General features: G+C 57.1%; 10 protein-coding genes. 1 reads left to right on the top strand and 9 read right to left on the bottom strand.

From position 1 onward, the window contains the following. The 9 genes from RMO15_RS03580 to tmk form a co-directional block, all read right to left on the bottom strand. Positions 1-662 (bottom strand): hypothetical protein (locus RMO15_RS03580; RefSeq protein ID WP_309707880.1); only part of this gene is annotated, 662 nt, incomplete at its 3' end. A 15-nt stretch (positions 663-677) separates the two neighbouring features. Continuing rightward, the gene (locus RMO15_RS03575) at positions 678-1,097 is read right to left on the bottom strand and encodes a hypothetical protein (protein WP_309707878.1); all 420 of its coding nucleotides are present in this window, start codon (positions 1,095-1,097) and stop codon (positions 678-680) included. Between the two features lie 43 nt (positions 1,098-1,140). Next, a complete protein-coding gene (locus tag RMO15_RS03570) occupies positions 1,141-2,067 on the bottom strand; it encodes an AraC family transcriptional regulator (protein WP_309707876.1) in 927 nt (308 codons plus the stop codon). Positions 2,068-2,201: 134 nt separating this feature from the next. Next, entirely contained in the window at positions 2,202-2,726 is a 525-nt protein-coding gene (locus RMO15_RS03565; protein ID WP_309707875.1) for a DUF1287 domain-containing protein, read from the bottom strand. Then, positions 2,723-3,214, bottom strand: coding sequence for a DUF1003 domain-containing protein (locus RMO15_RS03560; protein WP_309707872.1), 492 nt, complete (start codon positions 3,212-3,214; stop codon positions 2,723-2,725). The genes RMO15_RS03565 and RMO15_RS03560 overlap by 4 nt, the downstream gene beginning before the upstream one ends. Positions 3,215-3,228: 14 nt before the next feature. Next, positions 3,229-3,588 (bottom strand): hypothetical protein, encoded by a 360-nt coding sequence (locus RMO15_RS03555; protein ID WP_309707869.1) that lies wholly within the window; start codon positions 3,586-3,588, stop codon positions 3,229-3,231. A gap of 43 nt (positions 3,589-3,631) precedes the next feature. After that, the gene (locus tag RMO15_RS03550) at positions 3,632-4,492 is read right to left on the bottom strand and encodes a YitT family protein (protein WP_309707866.1); all 861 of its coding nucleotides are present in this window, start codon (positions 4,490-4,492) and stop codon (positions 3,632-3,634) included. Positions 4,493-4,505: 13 nt separating this feature from the next. Continuing rightward, complete coding sequence (locus tag RMO15_RS03545) at positions 4,506-4,646, bottom strand: hypothetical protein (protein ID WP_309707864.1); 141 nt, start codon at positions 4,644-4,646, stop codon at positions 4,506-4,508. An 88-nt stretch (positions 4,647-4,734) separates the two neighbouring features. Beyond that, positions 4,735-5,430 carry a dTMP kinase gene (gene tmk, locus RMO15_RS03540; RefSeq protein ID WP_309707862.1) on the bottom strand — a complete coding sequence of 232 codons (696 nt, stop codon included), beginning with the start codon at positions 5,428-5,430 and terminating at the stop codon, positions 4,735-4,737. Between the two features lie 281 nt (positions 5,431-5,711). Between tmk and RMO15_RS03535 the strand changes: the two genes are divergently transcribed. Beyond that, on the top strand, positions 5,712-6,251 hold a 540-nt coding region (locus RMO15_RS03535), incomplete at its 3' end, for a sulfatase-like hydrolase/transferase (protein WP_309707860.1).

Here is a 6,251-nt window from a genome sequence, read left to right as displayed (position 1 = left end):
GGCAGTGGGTTTAGCTGTAGGCAATCTTCCCACTCCTGCCAGTTTTTTCGCTCGTAGTGTCGGGCATCCACTTCCATCGGATCGAGGTGGTAGTTAAGATAGGCCAAGACAATATAAACCAGAGCCAGCCCGATTAAGCTTCCCCCGATCCACAAGGCAGGAGTAAGCTGCTCGCGCCCAAGAAGCTGCTGGATCGCCAGTGCTCCGAGCAGCGCTAGAACGATATAGACACGCCCTAGGTTGCGCAGAACCATATAAGAGAGCCAGGGAGCCTTGTCACTCACTTGTGTCAGTCCGGCAGTCTGCTGGGCGTGACGTAGCTCGTGGGCGAGGGTCTGAAGCAGGCGCTTGCGGTAAAGGGGGACAGGGCACAGAGCGGCTGGCCAGGGAAGCGGGAAAAGCCCCAGGCGGGCGAGGACAATAAAGTGTGGGTTCAAGCAGACCACGTCCTGGGCATTTCCTCCCTCGACGCCGCTTTCTGCCTGAGTGTTGCTCTCTTCCTGAAAGTACTCGCCGGGGTTAATCCCTGTCGTCCACTCCAAACGTAGCTCGCCCGAGTGACCGAGAGCTACCAGTCTTTCGTGTAGGCGCTCTGTGTTGAGAGTTAGGGTACAGAGACTGCCTCCGACTCGTACCGAAACGCCTTCTTTTGTTGTCTGCACTCCATGATTATATCTTTATATCTTGAGCGACTCCAGATAGCGCACCACGGCATCCGCTTTTCCAGCTTTGGCATGTGCCAGAAGAGGGATACGGTGCGGCCCAAGGACATGCGCCGCTGTCGGGTAGGCTCGCAGGGTGGCTTCGACGATCTTAAACTCACCGAGCATGGCGGCGGCAAAGAGATCAAGCCGAGCGCCACTCTCCAGAAGAAAAGAGGCGATTTCTTTTTGCCCTCGGTGTGCCGACGCCCCAAGTGCCGTCTCAAAGTCGCCGCCACCCCAGTCCCAGGTGGCATGGATAAGGCGCGGCTCTTGTGCTAATAGTGCTTTTACGGCTCCTAAATCGCCGTGTGCAACCTTCACAAAAGAGTGCACGAGTTCGTCCGGAAGGCGTGGGAGAGTCTCCGGTGTGGATTTGATTTGGTCTGTTGTCATACGCCCAGCATAGCAGCATTCCCTGGAGAGCGCTTCGCGAAAATCACCGAAAACGGCGGCGATAAATCTCCGGGGCCGTGCCCACCCGCGAGCGGAAGAGGCGTGTGAACGAGCCGTGGCTCAGAAAGCCAACCGCCAGAGTGACCTGTGTCACGGGCAGATCCGTGTGCTCCAGTAGTGCCTTTGCACCTCGCAAGCGCCGCTCTGTGAGGTATTGGTGTGGGCTGGTTCCAAAAAGTGCCCGAAATGAGCGTAAAAAATGATTGGGCGAGAGGCAGGCAACTCGGGCAAGCTGCTCCAGCGTCAGGGGCTGCGCGAACTCCGCCTCTAAAAAGTCACGGGCCTGATAGAGCCGACGGTAGAGCTCCTCGCGGGTGGCAGGGCGTGCGATCCCCGCCGCCGCGCCAAATGCCACCACTTCTTGACCGACAAGCTGGTGGCGCACCAGTAGCCGCTCCAGAATCCCATTGAGGCGCTCCTCCAGCCAGAGAGGCGAGGCTTGCTCTCGCTCTGCCAATTCCCGGCGCAGATCCAAGAGAGCGGGAGTCAGGAGTGTGTCAGGAGCGTAGGTACGTTCGACAAAAATTGGAGGGGTGACAGGAAAGGCTTCGGGGCTATCGAGAAGGTGGTCTGCCTGTGCTCGCAAGCTCTGCACGACGCTCTCTAGCTGCCCCGTGCGAAAGAACAAACAAAACGACTCGACAGGCTCCGCTGCCTCAATCGTAATGCTATAGCGCTGGCCGTGATTGAGGATAAGATAGTTTCCTTCTTCCACCACAAGCTGGCCACGCCCCACAGCATAGCGTCCCGTGCCGCCAAAGAAGAGCTTCAACGAAAGCGGCCCCACTCCCGACCAGTGGTAGGTGCGCCGCCCACACGCATGGAGAACATGGGTAGGCCCGAGCGGGCCTGGCTTCGTGCTCTGTGGATTTGGTATCGTAAAGAGTGAGAGACCATTCGTGGTGTGCATAGCCAGAGAGTACCGCAACTTGCGTTATTTTTTGTGGTAGTCTGGCAGAAATGGCACGTGCAAAACTCTTACTCAGGTTAGTACTCCTGAGTTTGACCACACTATCAGGTTGTGCCTAGCGCTCTGTGGCCCCCTTACCTCTCTTGCAGCTTCACAATGGCGATTCGGTAGTGCCCCGTGATTTTCCAGGCGAAGAGCCTATCGTCCTCGCTGGCGCTTGGCCCGATGTTGTGGAGGATGAGATAGCCGCCCTGTGCATTTTTCCTATCGCTGACAATGCCACAGTGCGTGAGGCTGGTGGGTGTCAGATCCCAGGTGACGATATCGCCGGGCTGGAAGTCTTTGTTGAGAGGCAGGGACTTTCCAAAACGCACGAAGAAAACCCGCAGATTCGGGACGCGGCGGTGGTCAATATTGGGGTCGGGGCGGCGCAGGCCCCATTTCTTTGGATAAAGCCCAAAGTTGCGCTTCATGTCCTCGTGGAGTAGCTTCTGTAGATCTAGCCCGACGGCCCGGAGCGAGCGCACGACCACATCGGTGCAGGCTCCCGTTCCCTTGGGCACATCACCGCCGGGATATTTCAGCGAGACATAATCCGCGACATAGCGATCTCCCACTTGCTGACGTGCTGCGGCGACGATTTTCTCTGCTGTTGTCATTTCTTGCTACTTTCTAGCGCCCGGTGCAGGCTGGAAATCTCTTGGCGAAGCGCGGCGATCTGGTGGTCTTGGTGCAGGAGGTGCTCCATCACAATCGCAATCTCGGTCTCGGCGCGCTGGTCCACTTCGTAGTCGCGCTGGGCAGTGAGGCGGTCTTTCTCCGCCTGGCGGTTCTGGCTCATCATCACGACCGGTCCGGTGTAGGCGGCTTGGAACGAGAGCACGAGGTTGAGTAGGATAAACGGGTACGGGTCCCAGGCCTTGAGAAGCGCAGGATGCAGCGCAAAGTACACATTGGCCGCGATCCAGCAGGCGAGAAGGCAGGACTGGATGATGATAAACGGCCAGCCCCCCACCGCCCCCGCGATCTTGTCGGCGAGGCGCTGGCCGGTGGTCTGCTGCTTGGCAAACTCCGTGTTGATGTCACGCACCGGCGGGTGATCGTGCTTCCACTGACCACACGGGCTGATCTCAATATCGTCATCCATACCGCATTGTACGCTTATTTCCGGACCAGAAGTGCCGGACCGGGCGTGGGAGTCGGGCTGAGCTTGAGCGCCTTCGTTTGGCCTGTTCTCGCACGTGCTTTATCGCGTGCTTGCTTAAACACCGGAGCCATAATCAAGAACATAACCAAGATTGGGATTGTGGTGCAACCATTTTCCACAACCTTGCGACCACTGAGCGCGGCAACACCGCCACCGATCAGTAACCCCAGAATAATCCCACCGGAAATTGCCATCGGCAGGGCAACATCGTAAATTCGTAGCACCCAGATCCAAGCCCCCATCCATCCCAGAAGCGGAAAACCTAGGCAACCTAAAAGTGCCACATTGGCCGAAGTCTCCTCTGTACGCGTCATTGTGTACCTCCTATGGCAAAAAACGCAGAAAGACAGAGTTTGGTTACGCTTCGCGGTGAAAACCTTTTCCGAGGACTTCGGCAGCATCGGTGAGGACGATGAAGGCATCGGGGTCGTGCGTCTTGACGAGGCTTCGCAGGCGGGGGACTTCGGCTTGTCCAAGGGCGATCAGGAGCACGGGGCGCGGGTCGCCGGTGTAGCCGCCGGTGCCGGGGAGAATAGTGAGGCCACGGTCTAGCTCCGCGATCACGGACTGACGGATTGCGTCGTGAGCCGTCGAGATCACAAAGGCAAGCTTAGTGCGCGAGAACCCCAGTAGGACGGTATCGAGGGCGCGGCGCATCACAAAGGCGGCGATGAGGCCGTACATGGCTTTTTCTGCTCCAAAGAGCCAGCTACCGCCAAGAATAGTGAGGGCATCCAGTGCAAAGATCGCATTGCTCACCGAGAGTGGCAGGCGCTTGGTCAGGAGCCGGGCAAAGAGCGAGTAGCCGCCCACCGAGCCGCTTCCGGAGAGTACCAGCCCTAGGCCTGCGCCGTAGACCACGCCGCCAAAGAGCGACGCGAGTAGAGGGGTCTGGGTAAGCGTGGGAACGGCGCGGGTGACGAGCATCAGCAGGGGAAGCACCAGCGAGCCCAGCGCTGAGCGTGCACCTGCCGCTTTTCCCAGCCCCCAGAAGCCCAGCACCAGAAGCGGCAGGTTGATGCCCCACTGCACCCACGCCGCCTCCCAGCCCAAGCGCCGCTCCAACAAGGTTGAGAGCCCCACCACCCCTCCGGCGACGATATCGTTGCCGTTCATAAAGAGCCGGAAGCTCAGCGCCATCAGGGCACAGCCTGCAACAATACTGAGACTATCCCAGAAGCCACTCCGCTTCCCCCGAGTCAGACTGACCCAATTCATAGGGAGTGTTATATCACAGAGATACCGAAGTATTGGAGCAACACACCAGGCTCTGGTGCCAGAGTACCACCACCTGCTGCTCCTCGCTATCCGGGTCACGGTTGGATAGTCCGCGCACCTGAACCAGCTCACCCGTGCTTGGGTTCAACTCCACGGTCACTCTGCACCGGAACCGCAACGCGATCAGAGCACAGCCTGCCACGATGCTCAATAAATCCCAGAGGCCGTGACGCTCCCCCAAATCAGACTGACCGAATAAGGTCGCCGCCAAGCAAGGCCAGTACAGTATTAATCATCTGTGGATTCATTTCCTGGCTTTCTGCAAGTTTCTGGGTAAAGCATTTAACAAAAATAGATAGAACTTGTGATTGCACTTCTCTAAGAGAAACAGAAGAATCAATTTTGCTAGTATCTGGATTCATCTTGGAAAGATTGCTAAATATCTCTCTCGCTTTTTCTAGAGAGTCTTTAGTTTCAAATAAGTTGGGTTTATCTCCTCGATTGAGGATGCGATTGATTCCTGTTTGGGTATCTATGTCTAAAAGAATTGTCAGGTTTGGTCTCGGTGCAAAAGATTCGTTCTTTGCAATGATCGAATTGAAATCGGCCCCTCGACTGCCCTGATAAGCAGCCGAGGACCAATAGTAGCGATCAAGGATGACAACATTACCTTCCTTCAGTCCTGGAAGGATAGAGCGTTGAACATGGTCTTGACGATCAAGCTCAAATAGTTCCAGTTCACGCTCCAGCGTCAGACGACCTTCACTTGCAGAACGACGAAGTTCTGTACCCCAACGCAGGCCCGTTGGTTCCTTGGAGAGGACGCAACCAATGCCGCGCTCCCCACAAAACTGTGCCAATAGAGTGGCTACCGACGTCTTACCCGCACCATCAATACCTTCCACGGCAACGAGCAAACCACCAGGAATTCGAATCATACGCATCCAATCAGTGCCGAAGTTATCCAGCTTAGGACATTATAGCACGGCAAGTGGGCTACTTTTCTTGTGTTTATAGGCCACTGACTTGCTTGTCTTTAGAAGGTACAGCTATCGTCTGGATTAAGCCTCTGACATTCACATCGAACTCCTCCGTGTCCGGAGCTCGGTTGGAGAGGCCGCGAAGGAGGTATAGGTGCTAAACTCCGACGGGCGTGTTCACGCACCAAAAAAACCGTACGAGGGCAGGACGTCCGCGCCTTGATGGTGAAACACCCTCCATGTCAAAACGTCCCAATGTTCTGTTGATCACCAGCGACCAGCACCATTTCTCGTGCCTCGGGAGTGTGAACGCAAAGCTCCAAACCCCCGCGCTGGATCGCCTCGCCGATGAAGGCATACGCTTTGAGCGGGCGTACTGCAATAACCCCGTCTGTTCGCCGTCGCGCTCCACCATGATCACGGGGCAGTACCCGAGCTGGCACGGTTGCTGGACAATCGGGGTCAAGTTGGGCGAGGACGTTCCGACGGTGGGGGATGTCTTTCGGGAAAACGGCTACTTCACGGCGCTCTTGGGGAAAGCCCACTTCCAGCCGCTACGCTCCGCGGAGAACCAAGTGAGCTTGGAGACGCCAGACAAGTTCCGCGACTTGGCCTTCTGGCGCGGCTTCACCGGCCCCTGGTACGGCTTTGACTGGGTGCAGATCAACCGCAACCACGGCGACGAAGCCTGGGCGGGGCAGCACTACGCGCTCTGGATGGAGGAGAAAGGCTGTACGAACTGGGAGGACTTTTACCAAGGCGGCGGCTCGCCCAAAGAG

Origin of the sequence: Armatimonas sp. (genome assembly GCF_031410135.1) — a bacterium.
Lineage (GTDB): Bacteria > Armatimonadota > Armatimonadia > Armatimonadales > Armatimonadaceae > Armatimonas.
This window is presented reverse-complemented; position numbering and strand designations above follow the sequence as displayed.

What these genes read in the sequence shown, in the direction of transcription:
- RMO15_RS03575 (WP_309707878.1), bottom strand. Translation starts at nt 1,097, where the DNA reads ATGACAACAGACCAAATCAAATCCACACCGGAGACTCTCCCACGCCTT.
- RMO15_RS03560 (WP_309707872.1), bottom strand. Translation starts at nt 3,214, where the DNA reads ATGGATGACGATATTGAGATCAGCCCGTGTGGTCAGTGGAAGCACGAT.
- RMO15_RS03555 (WP_309707869.1), bottom strand. Translation starts at nt 3,588, where the DNA reads ATGACGCGTACAGAGGAGACTTCGGCCAATGTGGCACTTTTAGGTTGC.
- tmk (WP_309707862.1), bottom strand. Translation starts at nt 5,430, where the DNA reads ATGATTCGAATTCCTGGTGGTTTGCTCGTTGCCGTGGAAGGTATTGAT.
- RMO15_RS03570 (WP_309707876.1), bottom strand. Translation starts at nt 2,067, where the DNA reads ATGCACACCACGAATGGTCTCTCACTCTTTACGATACCAAATCCACAG.
- RMO15_RS03565 (WP_309707875.1), bottom strand. Translation starts at nt 2,726, where the DNA reads ATGACAACAGCAGAGAAAATCGTCGCCGCAGCACGTCAGCAAGTGGGA.
- RMO15_RS03550 (WP_309707866.1), bottom strand. Translation starts at nt 4,492, where the DNA reads ATGAATTGGGTCAGTCTGACTCGGGGGAAGCGGAGTGGCTTCTGGGAT.